Raw genomic sequence first — 19,663 nt, 5'->3', positions numbered from 1 at the left:
AAAGAGTATTTGTAAATCAAATTTTATTTTACATTTGTACCCAAAACACAGTAGTACACCATGAAAAAAATAATTTTATTTTGGATCTTTGTAAGTTGCATTTCCAGCAATGCGCAGGTGAATATCAAGCAAAGCAAACAAGATAATGACTTAAGATTATCGGCGCTTCCGTACTATAGTTTTGGTAAAGGAATTGGAATCACTTCTCCGGATAGTTTATACCAATTGAATATTCGGTTCCGAATGCAAAATAGGGTGACTTATATTGAAAATGAAGATGAAAAAAGGGGATATGACGGACAAATCCGAAGATTACGTTTGCGATTTGACGGATATGTGGGAAATCCAAAATTTTTATATGCAGTTCAATTGTCATTTGCTCCGGGCGATGTTGGTGAAATTAGAGAAGGTGAGAACATAAATATTATCAGAGATGCAGTTGTTTTTTACAGACCTAATAGACACTGGAATATCAGTTTTGGACAAACAAAATTACCAGGAAATCGCCAACGTGTGAATTCTTCAGGCGGATTACAGTTAACGGACAGATCGATTAACAATGCCAGATTTACAATTGACAGGGATTTTGGTTTTCAAGTTCACAATATGAATGAATTTCGGGATAAATTTTCCTATAATTTCAAAACAGCTATTTCAACAGGAGAAGGTCGAAATATCACGGGGAATACAGATGAAGGTGTTGCCTTAACAGGGAAGGTAGAGTTGTTACCGTTTGGGGCATTTTCAAGAGACGGAACCTATTTTGAAGGGGATATTGTAAGAGAAAAAAAGCCGAAATTAATGCTTTCGGGTGCTTTTCAGCAAAATAATCATGCCAAAAGAACCCAAGGTCAATTAGGAAATGATTTATTTGAAGCTCGCACTATGAAATCAGTGATGTTAGATGTTTTGGTTAAATACAACGGATGGGCCGCCATGTCAAGTTATATGTCCAGAACTACTCCAAGAAATGCAGTTACAATAAATCCGGATGATATTTCACAATCTAATTTTGCTTACGTTGGTAACGGATTTGATCATCAATTGAGTTATAATTTGTTATCAAATTATGAGATTATCGGACGGTATTCTACTCAAAAAGTGGGCGAGGACATTAAGCTTTTAGCACCAAACACAAAACAGTATACCATTGGTTTGACGAAATATATTTGGGAACACACTTTTAAATTGCAAACGGAATTGACTTTTGATACCCTACATTATTTTGACGGTAATACAAAGAACAACTGGCACCTGCGTTTTCAGGTTGAAATAGGAATATAAAAAAAACGGTAAAATGAATCACCGCTTTTTTATGACGTTTAAAATTGAAATTTAGATAGCCTTTACAATTGCTACAAAATCATCAGCTTTTAGTGCGGCACCCCCAATGAGGCCTCCATCTACATCTGGTTTTGAGAAAATTTCTTTAGCATTATCCGGTTTCACGCTTCCTCCATATAGGATAGATACGTTTTCAGCAATATCGCTTCCAAAAGCTTTACGAACGGTTTCTCTTATAAATTCATGCATTTCCTGTGCTTGCTCCGGAGAAGCTGTTTCTCCTGTTCCTATTGCCCAAACTGGCTCATAGGCTAAAACGATACTGTCCCAGTCTTTAGCCTCAATATGAAATAAACCATCTCGCAATTGGTTTTCAACTACATTAAAATGATTTTTTGATTGGCGGTCTTTTAATTCTTCACCAAAACAAAAAATAACTCTTATGTCATGTTCCAAAGCCGTATTTACTTTATTCGCAATTAAAGCATCTGTTTCCTGAAAAATGGCTCTGCGTTCGGAGTGTCCTAAAATGACAATGTCTACACCTACACTTTTTAACATATCTGCCGAAATTTCACCCGTGAAAGCACCGCTTTCTGCTTGATGAACGTTTTGTGCAGCAACATCTATATTGGTAAATTCTAAATGATCTACAGCAGAAGCCAGGTTTACAAATGTTGGCGCTACAATTATTTGCACAGCAGTATCTGTAGGGATTTTTGCTATTAATTCATTTAATAAATCTTCTGTTTGCTCTGCATTTTTATGCATTTTCCAGTTTCCTGCAACAATCTTCTTTCTCATTTTGTCGTGTTATATTTAGTTTTTGGTTTCGTTTTTTTGAAGTTTTTCAAATGATAAGAACTGCATCTCAAATGGTGTTTGAATGCTTTATTTTAAATTTTCTAAAGTCTCGTTAATCGTGTCAAAATCAGTTTCAATAGCGCGGTATAAAGCAATTTTTCCGGTTTTGTCCACAATGATATATCTTGGAATCCAATCTAGGTCAATGGCTTTTGCAAATACACCTCCCATTTGGTCATTTGCCATGAAATGATCTCCTTTCAATTCGTGTTTTTCAATTCCAACTTTCCATTTATCGGCAGTTTTGTCCATTGAAATAAATAAATAAGCAACATCAGGATTGTTCGCTTGTAATTCTTTGATTTTTGGCATTGCTTTGACACAATCCCCACACCAAGAAGCCCAAACTTCAATTACTATGGTTTTGCCTTCGTGTTTTTTTAAAACATCCTGAAAAGCAACTTGACTTCCGTCAGTGGCTAGTAGAGTTTCAGACAAAGCCGTTTTAGAAAATTCAGTTTTTCCCTCTTTTGCGCAAGAAAAAGCTACAATAGATATTAGAAGTAGTAGTATTTGTTTCATTATAGAGTTGTTTTTTAAACAAAGTTAAACAAACAATTGGATTGAGTTGTGCAGAATACCATATTTTGAAAGCAGAATTCAGAAATGCTTAAGCAATATCGTTATAGTTGATGAGATTTAGACAATATCAAACCTGTTGTTACTTTGGAAATGCTATTTCTTGTCAAAATACAGTGATTATCCCAGTCTTATTTTGGGATCTAAATATGCATATACAAAATCCATTGAATATAACTTCCTTCATCGAAATTATGTACTTCTTATAGGCTTCCGGGCATATTAAACTGCGTTTGTTTTTGTAATACAAATCCAAAGAGCCTGGCAAATAGGATTGCACTGAAAAAGGAAGGAATGCTCATCCCTAAAGTACTGATTAAAGCAATTAGGCGATCGATCCAGGTATCTTTGTATAAGGCAGAAATAATACCAAAAACAATAGCGATACCTATGGCAAATATGGCTAATACGGCTGTGCTTGGCAATGTATGTCCAATAATTTGAGAAATTTTTTTTCCGCTTTTTTGAAAACTTTCTCTTAAATAGGGGGTTTTCAAAACCAATTCATTTGTACCAATTCCAAAAAGGGGTACCACATTGTATTTTCCCTCGCTCAGAAAAGTATAATCGGATTGGGTATCACTGTGCAAAGAAATAGGCAACAGGTCATTCAGATAATACAAGTATTGAGTAGCAATAGGTTTATCAAAACCATATTTCTTTTTTACAATGGCCAGTTGTTCTGAATTTTCATTTTGATCCAGCATCATGCGTGCAGGATCCCCAGGCAAAACAGTAAACAAAAATAATATCACTGTAAACACTCCAAAAAGAGTAAGCAGTGCAGATCCAATTTTACTAAGAAAACATTTTAACATAAATGCTTTTAATGGGTAAAAATAATTAGCGGTTAAAGTTCTGTAATACCGTAAATCAGAACCGTCCTATTCTTATAATCTTAAGTCTTTGACGTCGTTATGATGAAGTTTTTGTGTGATTGTTCCTTTCTCGAGCAATACAATACTTGGATTGGCTCTTTCAATTGTTTTTAATGTGATGGCATCACAAAAATAAAAGTCAAATGTCAATCCATATTGTTTTTTTGCTGCAGCTATCTCTTCCGGTAAGGAAGATGTCATTCCAATTACCTTGTATCCTTTTGTTTTTGCATCTAAATACAGTTTTTCCATTTTGCCCATTCCCGCTTTATCGGCATTCACTAAATTATAGGCTACAATCAACATCAATTTTGGCTCTCGCAAGAACTGATCTTTATAATCCGAACCGTCTTTTTCCATCGTGAAGTCATGAATAGGAGGAACATATCCTTCTGTGATGACTTTGTCTTTTCGGTCTACAAATACGGCGCCTTCAGGAATCGACATTAGGTCTTTTTCGGTAAATTCTTTGTCTACACCATTCACTTTGTATATAAACACCATTTCTACCACTGATTTATCAGCGCCGTCAGGGATTTGCATTCCTTGTTGAATATTATTTCCTACCTTGAATGGTCTAAAATCTATTAATGGCAAATGGTTTAAAACGATAACGCCCATAAAGGCTGATAAAACGATACTGGCATAAATAATTATGTTTTGAACTGTAGTTCTAAATAAGGGTTGGATTAATTTTTTGTTAAAGAACAATACCAGAATAAAGAACAACAACACAACATCCTTTGTAAACGATTGCCATGGTGTTAGTTTTAGCGCATCGCCAAAACAGCCACAATCTTTTACTACATTGAAATAAGCGGAATAAAAAGTTAGGAAGGTAAACATTACAATCAAAACCAATAAACTCCAAACCGTGACTTTAGTCTTGTATCCAATGAGTAACATAATCCCCAAAACCACTTCAAGAATTACTAAAAATAGGGCGATTCCCAGTGCAAACGGAACAAAAAAGGGCATGTTGAATACGGGTTCACTGAAATACTCCGCCAATTTATAAGAAAAACCAACAGGGTCATTCAGTTTGATTAATCCGGAGATAATGAATAGGATTCCAACGAAAATTCTAGAAAATTGAGTAATTATATTTTTCATATGAAGATAATATTTATGTTTTAATGGAATATGGTATCGCCATTCTGGATTACAGTTTGTGATTTTGGAATCCCAGTGATTTCATGTTTAGTTATTGCTTTTTATTATTTATTTCCAAAACCCATTAGAATCAAGGCAAAAACCGAATAATTTATCATGTCCTGATAATTAGCATCGATTCCTTCAGAAACTAATGTTTTTCCTTTGTTGTCTTCAATTTGTTTGACACGAAGTAGTTTTTGCAAAATTAAATCTGTTAGTGAACTTACACGCATTTCGCGCCAAGCTTCCCCGTAATCATGATTTTTGTCTTCCATTAATTCCTTGGTTAGTTTGATTTTGGCATCGTATAATTTGGTTGCCTTTTCCACACTTAAATCAGGCTGATCTGAAACGCCTAATTCCAATTGAATCAACGCCATGAGAGCATAATTGATGATCCCAATGAATTCACCCGTTTCATCTTCATCAATTTTGCGGATTTCATTTTCTTGTAAACTTCGGATTCTTTGGGCCTTAATATAGATTTGATCCGTTAATGAAGGCAGTCTCAAAATGCGCCAAGCACATCCGTAATCTTTCATTTTGTTGATATACAGTGCCCGACAAGTCGCAATCACAGCATCATATTCCTTTGAAGTATTCTTCATTATTGGTGTATATTTGTATTCAAATTTTTTCAAAAATAAGAATAATTTTTTTGAATGTAGAATGAAGGGTAAATAATGTTGAAAGTAGTAGTTTTAAAACTAAAAAAGAATGACAATTAATTGTAAAGGAATACTCATTGATCTATCAACTCCCAAAGTAATGGGAATTTTGAATGTGACACCCAACTCTTTTTTTGATGGAGGAAAGTATAAGAATGAAACCGAAATCCTTTCTCATACTGAAAAAATGCTGCTTGATGGCGCAACTTTTATAGATGTAGGTACTTATTCGAGCAAACCAAATGCAGAATTCGTTTCGGAACAAGATGAAATTTCCAGAATTGTTCCTGTTATTGATTTGATTCTAAAGCAGTTTCCAGATACAATAATCTCTATTGATACCTTTAGAAGCGAAGTAGCAAAAGCATCGATTGAAAGTGGTGCGGCTATCATCAATGATATTGCAGCCGGAAATCTGGACGACAAAATGCTGGAGATAATTGCAAAATACAATGTTCCGTATATTATGATGCACATGCGAGGCAATCCGCAAACGATGCAAACACTTACGGATTACGATGATATTGTAAAAGAAATGGTGTTCTATTTTTCTGAAAAAGTAGCTATGGCCAGAAGTTTTGGAATCAATGATTTAATTATTGATCCGGGCTTTGGCTTTGCCAAAACAATAGCACAAAATTATGAAGTTTTTCAAAAAATGGACTTGTTTAACATCTTGAAATTACCACTTCTTGTGGGAGTTTCCAGAAAATCCATGATTTATAAAACCCTAGATACTTCAATCGAAAATGCATTAAATGGAACTACAGTTTTAAATACTTTGGCATTGACCAAAGGCGCAAAAATCCTTCGTGTTCACGATGTAAAAGAAGCTGTGGAATGCGTTACATTATTCAATAAAATAAATTTATAACGATGAAATATTTTATGTTGATTGTTCTTTTTACTCTTTTTTCCTGTGGAAATAAAGAAGCGGTTTTATTGCCAAAATCAAATATTTCAATTGTCAAAAGTGTCGATGATCTTTCGCCAATCTATATTTTTTTTAGAACAAAAGGCTTGGATTCGCTGGCTGAAGTAAACCGTAAAAACAGTATTATTTAGACCAATTGGATTCTCAATGTAGACAAACGTTAACCGTTACGACTTGCAATTCCGGATATTATGAGGTTGCAACAAAAGAAGCGCTAAGAAAAAGCACACAAGAATGAAAAAGCCGAGAATTATTATTCATATGCTAATACAATCGGAAAAAATTTAGTTTTTATACCTTTTACCAATGTGTTTTATAAACTGGAAAAACCAATTGGAACCATCATATTTTTCAATAAGAATAATGAGATTTTAATTGAGAATCAAGTTTTCAAAAAAGAAAAGCTTCAAGATTTAATTAATACTGTTTTACCCAAAGACGTTGCAACTACTTTTTTATTTAGGTTTGATGAAAATTTAAGCTTTGGAAGTTATATACAAAACAAAATTTTTATTGAAAGTTTAAAAGTACAAATGAAAAGTAATCAAGAATTTATTTACTAAACTTTAAACTTTAAAAAAAGAACACTTCAAACGAAATAATTACTGATGATGATATGGTTCGTTTTTCAAGATTGTGAATCCACGATACAATTGTTCGATAAAGAATAACCGAACCATCTGATGCGAAAAAGTCATTAAAGACAACGATATTTTTCCTTGTGCTTTAGCATAAACCGTATCCGAAAACCCATAAGGACCGCCAATAACAAAAACTAAAGTCTTTACTCCGGAATTCATTTTCTTTTGTAATTCTTCTGAAAAGCCAACGCTAGAAAAATTTTTTCCGTTTTCATCCAATAAAATAAGTTGGTCCGTTGGTGTGATTTTTGCTAAAATTAATTCGCCTTCCTTCTCTTTTTGTTGACTTTCGGATAAGTTTTTTACGTTCTTGATATCAGGAATAATATCTAAATCGAATTTAATGTAAAAAGACAAACGCTTGGTGTAATCGTCAATTAAGGATTGTAGCGCTTTGTTATCAGTTTTACCGATAGCAATCAATTTGATGTTCATTTTTGTTAGATTTCAGAGGCGCAAAGATAGAAAAATTAACAGTTTTAAATTACATTCTCTTTAATGGAAATTAATAATCTGACTTTTAAATCCATAAAATTACGAAAGATAAGATGCTATTTATTTTACCTCAATGCGATCAATTAGCAATTGAAATGACTCTTCTTTCTTATTGCCTATCAGGAAAGCATTTTCCTCTAATTTAGAACCGTCAATGATTAGGCTGATCTAATTTTCGTCCTCTGAAAGCTGGATACAATTAGGTGAATGGAATTTCAATTGTTTGCCAATCAGTGGTAGTTTGAAAAGGGAATACATACGAATGTGGGTCTGTACGATTTTTCTCCATTCTAAATTGGGATTGTTTGCCGTCTCCTTTAATGTGGATGCAAATATGTTTAGCAGGTTTTAGATACATTTGTTCAAAAACATATTTCACAGCACAAAATCCGCCATTGTTTTCTGACAAAACAGTACCTTCAAAGGTTCCCTTTCCATTTGAGTTCTAATAAGATGTACTTTTGGATATTCCTCCCATCACAGCATCATTTACAATTTTCCAATTGCTTAGGTCGCTATTTAAATTAAAATCAAAAATTAGTACAGGTGTCATTGTTGTTGGGATTGTAAAATATTGTATGCAGAAGAAATTGCTATCACTAGGTGGGAGTCAAAAACTAAAACGGACCTAAACTCTTGAGGATCTACGCCAGTTTTTATTTTTGGGGAAGATTCAAATTCCTATTTAGGCAACGGAGCACCCACAGCAATATCACAGCGGTGATTGGTTTGTCCGTGTGGCGGATTCATTCCTTCAGCTGTAGGAGTTCCCTGGTCTTGCGTTGTTGCAGTTGAGACTGTATTAGCCTGAACAGGCGCGTTTTGTTGTGGCGTAGCAGAAGCATTTGTAGCAGCCGGGGAGTTCAAAGGAGCACCAACGGCTATATCACATCGATGACCAGGTTGACCATGAGCTGGATTCGCACCAGTGACAGCAGCAGTAGGATCCGTATTTTGTTGTTGCTGAGCGGCATTTTGCGATTGGCTCTGCATTTGTCTGCCAACTTCAGTAAAAGGAACGATATTTGTCGGAGTAGTATTTTGTATGTCTACTTCCTTTTTACAAGAAATAAAAAGTAGTGACGATACAAAAAGCAGGCTAAAATAAGATTTCATAAAATAGTGATTTAGTTACTAAATCCAAATATAGGATTTTAAATAGTACTGCCCTAAATAAACAATTGATTTATGGGTTTAAATAGCTAGAGCGCCTAAAGTCAATGTGTAAAGCTGTAATTGTGTATGGTAACTGTGTTGTTTTCTACAATTAGATCTTTAATATGTCTAGTTTTTTTCTTGATAAAATGGATTCATTTGTTTCTTTATCTAAAGAAGCCAACTCTCAAATTTTCAAATCCACAAAATATATGCTACTTTAGCATTCCATAAATTTTCTATAAAATGATTAGCGAAGCACAATTCAATAACGAGTTACAAATACTAATACAAAACGCCATTAGGGAGGATGTGGGCCCTGGAGATTATAGCTCTTTGGCTTGTATTCCGGCATCGGCCACAGGAAAAGCAAAATTATTGGTAAAAGAAGACGGTATTATTGCAGGCGTGGCTTTTGCCAAAATGATTTTTGAGTATGTAGACCCTAATTTACAAATAGAGACTTTTATTAAGGACGGAACTTCAGTAAAAAAAGGAGATGTTGTTTTTCATGTTTCGGGAAGTTCACAATCTATTTTAAAATCAGAACGTGTAGTTTTGAATTCAATGCAAAGAATGTCAGCTATAGCAACTAAAACCAAAGAATACGTTCGTTTAGTAACAGGGCTAAATACAAAAATTCTCGATACCCGAAAAACAACACCGGGATTCAGGGCCTGTGAGAAATGGGCAGTCAAAATTGGTGGCGGTGAAAACCACCGGTATGCTTTGTACGATATGATAATGCTCAAGGACAATCATAATGATTTTGCAGGCGGAATTACCTTGGCCATTGCCAAAACCAAAGCCTACCTCAAGGAAAATAATCTGGATCTTAAAATCATTGTCGAAGCCAGAAATTTAGCTGAAATAAAAGAAATTCTCGAAAGTGAAGGAATATACCGAATTTTGATTGATAATTTTAATTATGAGGATACGATAAAAGCAGTAGCTTTGATTGGGGATAAATGCCGGACTGAATCTTCCGGAAATATAAATGAAAATACCATTCGCAAGTATGCAGAATGTGGAGTAGATTATATTTCGTCAGGTTCCTTGACGCATTCCGTTTACAACATGGATTTGAGTTTAAAAGCAATATGAGTAAAGAGATAGAGGTTAAGCTCGAAAAAATTCCGATAATTCGCAATCTGGTTCATGTGCTAAAAAAGATCAAGCTTCCTTGGCTAGAAGGCTTGTCCTTATACGATTTGTTAGAACTTTACGGACTTGGGATTGTGGAGAGTGCGGTAACCTATCATGCCAGTGCAATTGCATTTAGTTTTTTCATGGCCTTATTTCCTTTTGCGCTGTTCATCTTAAATCTTATTCCTTACATACCTATTGAAGGTTTTCAGAATGATTTTCTTCAATTTGTAAAGGATGGAGTTCCGCCCAATACCTATGATGCTATTTATAAAATCATCAATGATATTCTTAATAACAGCCATTCAGGATTAGTTTCCTATGGGTTTTTGCTCTCCATTTTATTAATGGCAAATGGATTAAATGGAATTCTGGGAGGTTTTGAATCTTCCCGACACGTCCTGATCAAACGAGGGTTTATCCGTCAGTATTTAGTCGCATTAGGAATGTCATTATTGCTGTCTTTACTTTTAATTGTAACGGTTGCAATAATTGTTGTTTTTGAGGTATTTATACAGAAAACAGTATTTAGCGATCAGCTGCAACTAATTATTTTAGGACGTTATGCATTCGTGATTTTGATGATTTTAGCTACTACTTCTATACTTTTTAAGTTTGGAACTAAGTATTATAAAAACAGAGCTTTTATCTCTATTGGCTCTGTATTTACAACAATATTGATTCTGCTGGATTCATACGGTTTTGGAATTTGGGTCACAAAATTTTCACAATACAATGAATTATATGGCTCAATAGGAACATTATTGGTTTTGATGTTTTATATTTGGATCAACTGCATGATATTACTGTTGGGTTTTGAATTGAATGCCACAGTAAATAAACTGAAAGCAAAAAAAATATAATTTTTAAACCAAAATAGTCTCAAAATCAAGGGTTATTTCCTGCTATTAGTTTCTTGCTATGACAGGATTTTCAAGGCTATCAGGGCTCTAAAAAGAAAAAGATGAAAAATACAATTACAATTCTGGTATTATTTATTTCGATGGCCTTTTATGGACAAACGCATAGCGTTATCGGAAAATGGAAAACCATTGATGACGAAACAGGCAAAGCCAAATCAATAGTCGAAATCTACGAACGTTCCGGTAAAATTTACGGAAAAATCGTTGACATATTAGATACCGAAAAGAAAAAAAGTGTATGTACAGCATGTTCCGGTGATGAAAAAAATAAGCCTATTATGGGGCTTGTGATTATCAAAGGCCTTACTAAAGATGGTAAAGAATACAATTCAGGAAAAATTTTGGATCCAACTACGGGGAAGCTCTACAAATGTTTTCTGGTTTTGAATGGTAGTGATAAACTGGACGTTCGAGGATATATTGGCGTGGCCTTATTTGGAAGAACACAAACTTGGAACAGAGTAAAATAAGTGTGAAATTAGGAGTTATGGGTTCAAAGTAAAAATTCAACACATCACTCAAATTGATAACTCATAATTGATTATAAATGTATTTTGCAGAAGTAATTTTACCTCTTTCCTTAGCTAAAACATTCACGTATAGCGTTTCCGAAACAGAGTTTCTGTACATCAAAAAAGGAATGCGGGTAGCTGTTCCTTTTGGGAAAAGTAAAATTTTTACGGCTTTAGTTATTGAAACTCATCAAAACAAACCAGAGTTGTATGATGCGAAGGAAATCCATCAAATTCTGGATGAAAAGCCCATCGTAACTGAAATCCAGATTGCACATTGGCAGTGGATCGCTTCCTATTATATGTGTGCCATTGGAGATGTGTATCGTGGTGCCATGCCAAGTGCTCTTTTGCTGGAAAGCGAAACCCTGATTTCTCAAAAAACGAATTTATTTGTAGATACCAATCTCCTTTCCGATGATGAGTTCCTGGTTTACGAAGCTTTGCAACAGCAGAATTCGCTAAAAATTCAAGATATTATTGCTATTTTAAACAAGAAAAATATCTTTCCTGTTATTCAAAAACTAGTTGATAAGAACATCTTGGTGCTTCAGGAAGAAATACAGGAAAGCTACAAACCTAAATTAGTTCGCTACGTGCGGCTGCACCCTAAATACGAATCCAATCAAGGCTTAAGCGAATTACTTGAGACGCTGAAAAATGCCAACAAACAAAAGGAAGTTGTAATGCACTATTTTCAATTGAGCGCAACGCAAAAGTCCCAAGGCGAGGCCGAAAAGAACGGAGCTAAACCCATTACCGTAAAAAAATTAGTGGAGCAAGCTAATTCTTCTTCGGCAATTGTTAAAGCTTTAATCGAGAAAGAAATATTCGAAGATTATTTTTTGCAGGAAGACAGAGTACATTTCAACGGAAAAATTCGTGATGAAGAATTACAGTTGAGTCAGGCGCAACAAGCTGCTTTCGAAGAAATTAAAGATCGTTTTATTCTAAAAGAAGTCTGTTTATTACACGGAGTAACATCCAGTGGAAAAACGGAAATTTACATCAAACTCATTGAAGAATATTTGGCAACGGGAAAACAAATCCTGTATTTACTGCCTGAAATTGCCTTGACGACTCAATTAGTAGGTCGATTAAGAAGTTATTTTGGAAATAAAGTAGCGGTTTTTCATTCGAAATATAACAATAATGAACGGATTGAGGTGTGGAATCAAGTTTTGCAAAATTCTGAGAAAGCGCAAGTGGTAATTGGAGCGAGGTCCGCTTTGTTTTTGCCTTTTCATAATTTAGGGTTCATAATTGTAGATGAAGAACACGAGCAAACCTTCAAGCAGGCAGATCCGGCTCCGCGGTATCACGCCCGGGATGCGGCTATAGTTTTAGCACATTCGCACAAGGCAAAAGTGCTTTTGGGTTCGGCTACGCCAAGTATAGAAACGTATTTTAATGCCAAATCAGATAAATTTGGTCTGGTCGAAATTTCGGAACGTTTCGGGAATGTCAGGATGCCCAATATTGAATTGGTGGATTTGAAAGACAAATACTTTCGAAAAAAAATGACAGGACATTTTAGTGACGTTTTAATTGAAGAAATTACAAACGCGTTGTCTTTAGGAGAGCAAGTGATTTTGTTTCAAAACCGCAGAGGATATTCTCCTGTAATTGAATGTATCACTTGCGGTCATGTACCTCAATGCCAACAGTGCGACGTAAGTTTGACTTATCACAAGCATAAAAACCAGTTGCGTTGTCATTATTGTGGATACACCATGGCTAAACCTACACATTGTCACGAATGTTCTAGTGTTGATTTGACTACAAAAGGCTTTGGAACCGAACAAATTGAACAAGAATTACTGTCTATTTTTCCAAATTCAAAAATAGGGAGAATGGATCAGGATACGACCCGAGGAAAATTTGGTTTCGAAAAAATCATTGATAGTTTTAAGAACAGAGAAATGGACATATTAGTAGGGACCCAAATGCTGGCCAAAGGGTTGGATTTTGACAACGTGAGTTTAGTAGGAATAATGAATGCGGATAATATGTTATATCATCCTGATTTTAGGGCTTTTGAGAGAAGTTTTCAGATGATGACTCAAGTTGCCGGTAGAGCAGGACGTTCTCAAAAACAAGGGAAAGTGATCATACAAACCTACAATCCCAATCACAATACAATACAACAAGTGACTAAGAACGATTATTTTGGAATGTATAACGAACAATTGTATGACCGACAAATTTATAAATATCCACCGTATTTCAGGCTTATAAAACTAACGCTAAAACAACGTGATTTTGATAAGTTAAAGGAAGGTGCTATGTGGCTGTATCAAGTGATAAGTCAAAACTTAAATATGCCAGTATTGGGTCCGGAAGAACCGGCTATCAGCAGGATTAGAAACGAATACATTCGTATGATTATTATCAAAATACCTCAAAATGTGTCTATTGGGAACACGAAGAGAACGATTCAGAAAATGCTAAATAGTTTTGAGGCTGTTGCTCAGTTCAGAGCTATAAAAGTAACTTCAAATGTAGATTTTTATTGATTAATGGGAATTAAGAAAAGGAAAGGGCTCGTACTAGATCTTCTTTTTTGTGTCGGCTCAAAGGAATTTTTGTCATCCCAATTTCGGCATATTTGCTATTGAAGCGTTCTACCTTATCGATATTAATAATATAAGATTTATGAACTCTGACAAATTTATCTTTGGACAGATCATTTTCAAAAGATTTCATTGTAGAGAGTACTAGATTAGTGTCCTCTTCAGTAACGACTCTGACATAATCTCCAAAGGCTTCAATCCATTTTATTTTAGAAGTGAAAATTTTCAATTTTTTCAAATTACTTTTAATGAAAATATGCTCGCCTTCATTTTCTTTATTTTCTTTTTTAAGTAAATGAAAATCAATAGCTCTTTTTACAGAGGCGTTAAATCGATCAATTGCGATTGGTTTTTGAAGGTAGTCTGTTGCGTCATAATCAAACGCTTTCATGGCGTATTCTGCCTTGGAAGTAATGAAAATAATTTGGGGTTTTACTTTTAAGCCATCTAGAAAATCAAAACCACTGATGACAGGCATTTCTATGTCTAGAAATATTAAGTCTACATTGTGAATAGCCATGCAACTTTTTGCTTCTATAGCGTTAGAAAAATCCCCTATTAGGTGTAAATTTTGATTATTATTAACTAACTTTGCAATAATTATCCTCTGGATAGAACTATCATCAACTACAACACAGTTTAGTTTCATAAAATTTCAGTATTAGATATGGTTAAGTAAATTTACTACTTTTTTATTTAGAAATAAAAATAATATCATCGATTTTTTTAAATTTAGAGCAAAAAAACGAAATAAGGTTTGTGAGATAAGAAATATTGATTACTTTTGCACCCAAATAACAAATAAATATATATTTATGAATCATTATGAAACTGTTTTCATTTTAAATCCCGTTTTATCTGAAGTTCAGGTAAAGGAAACAGTAAGCAAATTTGAAGATTTTCTTACTAGTAGAGGAGCAGAAATGGTGTCGAAAGAAGACTGGGGCCTTAAAAAAATGGCGTACGAAATTCAAAACAAAAAAAGTGGTTTTTACCATTTATTCGAATTCAAAGTAGCAGGAGAAGTCCTTATTGCTTTTGAAACTGAATTTAGACGTGATGAAAGAGTAATGCGTTTCTTGACTGTAAGTCTTGACAAACACGCTATTTCTTGGGCTGAAAGAAGAAGAACTAAATTAAAATCTACAAAAGCTTAATTATCATGGCTACACTACAACAATCGGCTTCAGGAAAAAAAGACGGAGATATCAGATATCTTACGCCTTTAAATATAGAAACAAACAAAACTAAAAAGTATTGTCGTTTCAAAAAATCAGGTATCAAATATATTGATTATAAAGATGCTGATTTCTTATTGAAATTTGTTAATGAGCAAGGAAAAATACTTCCTCGTCGTTTAACAGGAACTTCATTGAAGTACCAAAGAAAAGTGTCTGTTGCTGTAAAAAGAGCACGTCACTTAGCATTAATGCCATATGTGGCTGATTTACTAAAATAATAAAAAATTAACAGTTGTTGGTTTTCTGAAATACGAAACCTAACTTCTATATAAAAGGACAACAACATGGAACTTATTTTAAGACAAGACGTTCAAAATTTAGGATTTAAAGATGATATCGTTTCTGTAAAAAACGGATACGGACGTAATTTTCTAATTCCACAAGGACACGCTCATTTAGCAACATCTTCTGCAAAGAAAGTATTAGCTGAAAACCTAAAACAAAGAGCTCATAAAGAAGCTAAAGTAGTTAATGATGCAAAAACATTGGCTGAAGCATTGAAAGCTATCGAAATTAAAATCTTTGCAAAAGCAGGTGGTGAAAAATTATTCGGTTCAATCACGAATATTGATATCGCTGAAGCTTTAGCTAAAGGTGGACAACAAATTGATAGAAAATTCATCACAAGCGGAATTGTTAAACGTACTGGTAAATATACTGCCAACGTTCGTTTGCACAGAGATGTAATAGTTGAATTGGATTATGAAATTGTTGCTGAAAAAGCATAAATTTGTTAACATATTGTTAATAAATTATTAAAATCACTCTTAGGAGTGATTTTTTTTTGTTTATTTTTGCACCCAAAATAACACATTTACACAAATGAAAAAAATCATTACTTTATTATTAATTTTATGTAGTTTCAGTGCTGTCATTGGGCAAACTACAACTTCTAGCATCAAAGGGATTGTGCGAGGTTCAGGCAATGAGACGCTTCCTGGAGCGACGGTTCAGGCAATACATATTCCAACAGGTTCTAAGTATTCTGCGTTATCTAATGCGGATGGAAGAATCAGTATGTTGAATATGAGAATTGGTGGTCCTTACAAAATTGTCGTATCCTATGTAGGATATAGAAGTGAAGAATATAATGATGTTTACCTTGATTTAGGTAAAGTATTCAGTTTAGATGTTGTCTTGAAAGATGAAAGTCAGAAATTAGCGGAAGTAAAAGTAGTTGGTTCTAAAAATAGAGTTTTTCAAAGTGGAAGAACTGGTGCAGAAACCACTATCGGTAGAAGAGAATTATCAGCGCTGCCTTCAATTTCTAGATCAGCTGATGATTTTACCCGTTTAGAACCAACAGCAAGTGGAGGTTCTTTTGGAGGTAGAAACGATCAATACAATAGTTACTCGCTTAATGGTGCCATTTTTAACAATCCTTTTGGTTTAGATGCAGCAACTCCGGGTGGACAAACTGGCTCTCAGCCTATTTCATTGGATGCAATCGAACAAATTCAAGTTGCCACCGCTCCTTATGATGTTACATTATCAGGTTTTACTGGAGCTTCTGTAAATGCAGTCACTAAATCAGGGTCAAATGAATTCCATGGTACTGCCTATAGTTTTTATAGAAATCAGGATATGACAGGTAATAAAATTAAAGGAGAAAAAATATTTGTGCCGTCGTTAGAGCAAACACAAACCGGTTTTAGTCTTGGTGGTCCAATTGTTAAAAACAAATTGTTTTTCTTTACCAATTTTGAAATTGATAAAAGAAGCGATTCAGGATCAAATTTTGTTGCTAATGATGGAAATGGAACTACTGGAGTGAATGAATCCAGAGTATTAGAAACTGATTTAATGCATGTATCTACTGAGTTAGGAAAGCTAGGTTATAATACGGGAGCTTATCAAGGATTTACACATAATTCTAATTCAAGTAAAGGAATTGTAAAGTTGGATTGGAATATTAATGACAACCATAAACTAGCTGTTATTTATAATTTTTTAGATGCTTCAAAAGATAAGCCTGCACATCCTACCGCTATTATTCGTAGAGGAATTGATGTAAATACGTTACAATTTGAAAATTCAGGGTACCAAATTAACAACCAAATTAGCTCTTTTTTAGTAGAATTAAATTCTAAATTTAGTGAGACGGTTTCTAATAAATTACAAGCAGGTTATACTCATTTTAATGATTTTAGAAATCCTTTTTCTACTCCTGCGCCTGTAATTACAATTACTAAAGATGGTTCGCCTTACATTATAGCAGGTCATGAGCCTTTCTCTATCAATAATAAATTAGATCAAAAAGTAATTCAAATTACTGATAATTTAAATATTGTCAGAGGAAATCATACCTATACAGTAGGCTTCTCATTCGAAAAGTTCATTTTCAAAAATTCATTTAACCTAAAAGGGTATGGTTTTGATGTTTTTGGAAGTACAAATATGGCAGGTTTTGATGCGAATATTGCAAATGGTTATTACAGCACTGCAATAAAAAACGCACAAACAACTTTTGATACAAAAAATGCATTGAAAGACGGTGTTGATGGGGGTTGGAATTTAGCTGAAACGACAGTAGGACAATTAGCTTTTTACGTTCAGGATGAATGGAATATCAGTGATAATTTCAAATTAATCTATGGATTAAGAGCTGATAAACCATTGTATTTCAATACATCTGAATTAGCTCAAAAATTTATTGACACAGATAATTCAGAAGGATATTTGCCAAATATTGATTATTACAACCCAGCTGATGGAAGTGTAAAGAATTTTGATTCAACTAAATTACCTAATAATAATTTACTTTGGTCGCCAAGAGTTGGCTTCAATTGGGATATTAATGGAGATAAAAAACAACAGTTACGCGGTGGTACTGGAATCTTTACCGGTAAGCTTCCTTTTGTATGGATTGGAAATCAAGTAGGTGGTATAGACCCATTTTTCTATCAAGTAGTAGACGAAGATTTTAAATTTCCACAGGTTTGGAGAACGAGTTTAGGATTTGATCACAAATTCGAAAATGATTATATTGTAACCATAGACATGTCTTATAATAAAGATTTAAATGGGGTTCATATACAAAATTGGGGATTAAAAAGACCAACAAGTCAATTGACAGGTGTTGATAATAGAGCAATATACGGTAGTGCGGATTATGGTACTTGGACAGATTATGGTTTTCCGGCGAGAACTAATGGATATGTATTGACGAATACCAATAAAGGAAGTGCATTCAACTCTTCTGTCAAAGTACAAAAGACTTTTGACAATGGATTGTTCGCAAGTTTAGCTTACAACTATTTGAAGTCACAGGATGTTAATTCTATTGAAGCAGAAATTACGGGTGATGCTTTTAGATTTAATCCAGCATTAGGAAATGTGAATGATGCAGTTTTATCTGATTCTAAGTATGGCGATACGCACCGTTTTATAGGCGTAGCTTCAAAAAAATGGAAGTATGGTACTAATGACAAATGGGCTACTACTGTATCGACTTTCTTTGAATACGCACAAGGAGGCCGTTTTAATTATACGTATGGAGGCGATATAAATAATGATGGATCTGATTTAAATGATTTAATTTATATACCAACTTCAGCCGAAATAAGTACTATGCTATTTACAGGAGGAGTTAGTCAAGGTGCCGCATTTGATGCCTTTATCAAGCAGGATAACTATTTGAGTGATAGAAGAGGTCAGTACGCAGCGCGTTATGGTGCGCTGTCTCCATGGAGAGGAAAATGGGATTTTAAAATAATGCAAGATTATAATTTTAAAATTTCTTCAGCTTCTAATAAAACGAATACCATTCAATTTAGTATTGATGTACTGAACTTAGGTAATTTGATTAATTCGGATTGGGGATTGGTTCAAGTACCAACAAGTGTACAGCCAATTGGAGTATCTGTTGATAAAACTACAAAAATACCAACCTATACTTTTAACGGTACTCAAACCAAAACCTTCAACTATGATGCAAGTTTATTATCAAGATGGCAGGCACAGTTTGGAATTAGATATATTTTCTAAAAAAAGATAAAAATATAGATTAAATTTGCCCTCTCGTTTGAGAGGGCTTTTTTTGTTTTATAAATTCAAAAAACAGCTAAAAAACAAAAGTTAAATATTAAAACGCAATAATGAAATACTCAAGATTAACAAAAGAACAATTTGAGGAATTGAATCAGGAATTCAGTACTTTTTTAGCAACGCAGACTATCGATAAAGCCGAGTGGGATAAAATAAAAGCAGAAAAACCGGAAGTTGCCGAACAAGAATTAGATGTGTTTTCTGATTTGGTTTGGGAAGGAGTACTTTCAAAAGCAACCTACTTAGAACATTTTTCTAAAAATCATATTTTCCTTTTTCATTGTTTTGATACTCATGTGCAATCAATTGTCTTGAAATCTTTAGTTCCAGAAACTGATTTCTTGACCAAACAAGGATTGCAATGGCTTAGCGATAATATGTTTACGGATACTATTGAAATGAAAGTGGGTAAAAAAGAGTTTACAGAAGAACGAAATTCTTCAATTTTTGAATTAATACAGCAAGGTTCGTTTTTGAGTGATGGTCTATTGTACCAACAAATAAATACTATTATAGCATCGTAATTGTATTGCTATTTATTTTTAATTGGTTATTTTAGTACACTTTT

General features: G+C 34.0%; 19 protein-coding genes and 2 pseudogenes. 12 read left to right on the top strand and 9 right to left on the bottom strand.

Annotated elements, in window-relative coordinates; all coding sequences use genetic code 11:
- Positions 1 to 60: 60 nt before the first annotated feature.
- Complete coding sequence (locus EKL96_RS12590; RefSeq protein ID WP_126462966.1) at positions 61 to 1,284, top strand: porin; 1,224 nt, start codon at positions 61 to 63, stop codon at positions 1,282 to 1,284.
- Between the two features lie 51 nt (positions 1,285 to 1,335).
- Here EKL96_RS12590 and tpiA read toward each other — a convergent pair whose 3' ends face one another.
- The 5 genes and pseudogenes from tpiA to EKL96_RS12565 all read right to left on the bottom strand — a co-directional run bounded on the left by tpiA (position 1,336) and on the right by EKL96_RS12565 (position 5,368).
- A complete protein-coding gene (tpiA, locus tag EKL96_RS12585; protein ID WP_126462964.1) occupies positions 1,336 to 2,088 on the bottom strand; it encodes a triose-phosphate isomerase in 753 nt (250 codons plus the stop codon).
- 87 nt (positions 2,089 to 2,175) lie between these two features.
- The gene (locus EKL96_RS12580; RefSeq protein ID WP_126462962.1) at positions 2,176 to 2,670 is read right to left on the bottom strand and encodes a TlpA family protein disulfide reductase; all 495 of its coding nucleotides are present in this window, start codon (positions 2,668 to 2,670) and stop codon (positions 2,176 to 2,178) included.
- Between the two features lie 263 nt (positions 2,671 to 2,933).
- Positions 2,934 to 3,545: pseudogene (locus EKL96_RS12575) on the bottom strand (ABC transporter permease); the annotation flags it as partial.
- Positions 3,546 to 3,617: 72 nt separating this feature from the next.
- Positions 3,618 to 4,718 (bottom strand): BT_3928 family protein, encoded by a 1,101-nt coding sequence (locus EKL96_RS12570; RefSeq protein ID WP_126462961.1) that lies wholly within the window; start codon positions 4,716 to 4,718, stop codon positions 3,618 to 3,620.
- A gap of 104 nt (positions 4,719 to 4,822) precedes the next feature.
- On the bottom strand, positions 4,823 to 5,368 hold the full coding sequence (locus EKL96_RS12565; protein ID WP_126462959.1) for a DUF1599 domain-containing protein: 546 nt from the start codon (positions 5,366 to 5,368) through the stop codon (positions 4,823 to 4,825).
- Positions 5,369 to 5,477: 109 nt separating this feature from the next.
- On the opposite strand from EKL96_RS12565, the gene folP reads away from it, so the two are divergent.
- Positions 5,478 to 6,302 carry a dihydropteroate synthase gene (gene folP, locus EKL96_RS12560; protein WP_126462957.1) on the top strand — a complete coding sequence of 275 codons (825 nt, stop codon included), beginning with the start codon at positions 5,478 to 5,480 and terminating at the stop codon, positions 6,300 to 6,302.
- A 2-nt stretch (positions 6,303 to 6,304) separates the two neighbouring features.
- Complete coding sequence (locus EKL96_RS14500) at positions 6,305 to 6,493, top strand: hypothetical protein (RefSeq protein WP_233579308.1); 189 nt, start codon at positions 6,305 to 6,307, stop codon at positions 6,491 to 6,493.
- A 471-nt stretch (positions 6,494 to 6,964) separates the two neighbouring features.
- On the opposite strand, the gene rlmH is transcribed toward EKL96_RS14500, so the two are convergent.
- The 3 genes and pseudogenes from rlmH to EKL96_RS12540 form a co-directional block, all read right to left on the bottom strand.
- The gene (gene rlmH / locus EKL96_RS12550) at positions 6,965 to 7,438 is read right to left on the bottom strand and encodes a 23S rRNA (pseudouridine(1915)-N(3))-methyltransferase RlmH (RefSeq protein ID WP_126462955.1); all 474 of its coding nucleotides are present in this window, start codon (positions 7,436 to 7,438) and stop codon (positions 6,965 to 6,967) included.
- 259 nt (positions 7,439 to 7,697) lie between these two features.
- Positions 7,698 to 7,976 (bottom strand): annotated as a pseudogene (locus tag EKL96_RS14495) (CIA30 family protein).
- 203 nt (positions 7,977 to 8,179) lie between these two features.
- Complete coding sequence (locus tag EKL96_RS12540) at positions 8,180 to 8,614, bottom strand: hypothetical protein (RefSeq protein WP_126462953.1); 435 nt, start codon at positions 8,612 to 8,614, stop codon at positions 8,180 to 8,182.
- Between the two features lie 285 nt (positions 8,615 to 8,899).
- Between EKL96_RS12540 and nadC the strand changes: the two genes are divergently transcribed.
- From nadC to priA, 4 genes are all read left to right on the top strand, one after another.
- Complete coding sequence (gene nadC, locus EKL96_RS12535) at positions 8,900 to 9,757, top strand: carboxylating nicotinate-nucleotide diphosphorylase (RefSeq protein WP_126462951.1); 858 nt, start codon at positions 8,900 to 8,902, stop codon at positions 9,755 to 9,757.
- Positions 9,754 to 10,662 (top strand): YihY/virulence factor BrkB family protein, encoded by a 909-nt coding sequence (locus EKL96_RS12530; protein ID WP_126462949.1) that lies wholly within the window; start codon positions 9,754 to 9,756, stop codon positions 10,660 to 10,662. Before nadC ends, EKL96_RS12530 begins: the two co-directional genes overlap by 4 nt.
- Before the next feature lie 101 nt (positions 10,663 to 10,763).
- Positions 10,764 to 11,192 carry a DUF2147 domain-containing protein gene (locus tag EKL96_RS12525; RefSeq protein WP_126462947.1) on the top strand — a complete coding sequence of 143 codons (429 nt, stop codon included), beginning with the start codon at positions 10,764 to 10,766 and terminating at the stop codon, positions 11,190 to 11,192.
- A gap of 77 nt (positions 11,193 to 11,269) precedes the next feature.
- Positions 11,270 to 13,750 (top strand): primosomal protein N', encoded by a 2,481-nt coding sequence (gene priA, locus EKL96_RS12520; RefSeq protein WP_126462945.1) that lies wholly within the window; start codon positions 11,270 to 11,272, stop codon positions 13,748 to 13,750.
- Positions 13,751 to 13,760: 10 nt separating this feature from the next.
- Here the strand turns inward: priA and EKL96_RS12515 are convergent, their stop codons facing one another.
- Positions 13,761 to 14,456 carry a LytR/AlgR family response regulator transcription factor gene (locus EKL96_RS12515; RefSeq protein WP_126462943.1) on the bottom strand — a complete coding sequence of 232 codons (696 nt, stop codon included), beginning with the start codon at positions 14,454 to 14,456 and terminating at the stop codon, positions 13,761 to 13,763.
- Between the two features lie 166 nt (positions 14,457 to 14,622).
- Here EKL96_RS12515 and rpsF point away from each other — a divergent pair, with 166 nt between their 5' ends.
- From rpsF to EKL96_RS12490, 5 genes are all read left to right on the top strand, one after another.
- Positions 14,623 to 14,964 (top strand): 30S ribosomal protein S6, encoded by a 342-nt coding sequence (rpsF, locus tag EKL96_RS12510; RefSeq protein WP_035671622.1) that lies wholly within the window; start codon positions 14,623 to 14,625, stop codon positions 14,962 to 14,964.
- 5 nt (positions 14,965 to 14,969) lie between these two features.
- The gene (gene rpsR / locus EKL96_RS12505; RefSeq protein WP_007138295.1) at positions 14,970 to 15,266 is read left to right on the top strand and encodes a 30S ribosomal protein S18; all 297 of its coding nucleotides are present in this window, start codon (positions 14,970 to 14,972) and stop codon (positions 15,264 to 15,266) included.
- 66 nt (positions 15,267 to 15,332) lie between these two features.
- Positions 15,333 to 15,776 carry a 50S ribosomal protein L9 gene (rplI, locus tag EKL96_RS12500; RefSeq protein WP_126462941.1) on the top strand — a complete coding sequence of 148 codons (444 nt, stop codon included), beginning with the start codon at positions 15,333 to 15,335 and terminating at the stop codon, positions 15,774 to 15,776.
- A 94-nt stretch (positions 15,777 to 15,870) separates the two neighbouring features.
- Positions 15,871 to 19,035 (top strand): TonB-dependent receptor domain-containing protein, encoded by a 3,165-nt coding sequence (locus EKL96_RS12495; protein WP_126462939.1) that lies wholly within the window; start codon positions 15,871 to 15,873, stop codon positions 19,033 to 19,035.
- Between the two features lie 110 nt (positions 19,036 to 19,145).
- Positions 19,146 to 19,619 (top strand): DUF6495 family protein, encoded by a 474-nt coding sequence (locus tag EKL96_RS12490; protein ID WP_126452452.1) that lies wholly within the window; start codon positions 19,146 to 19,148, stop codon positions 19,617 to 19,619.
- Positions 19,620 to 19,663: the final 44 nt, after the last annotated feature.

Origin of the sequence: Flavobacterium sp. LS1R10, from assembly GCF_003968825.1 — a bacterium.
GTDB lineage: Bacteria > Bacteroidota > Bacteroidia > Flavobacteriales > Flavobacteriaceae > Flavobacterium.
This window is presented reverse-complemented; position numbering and strand designations above follow the sequence as displayed.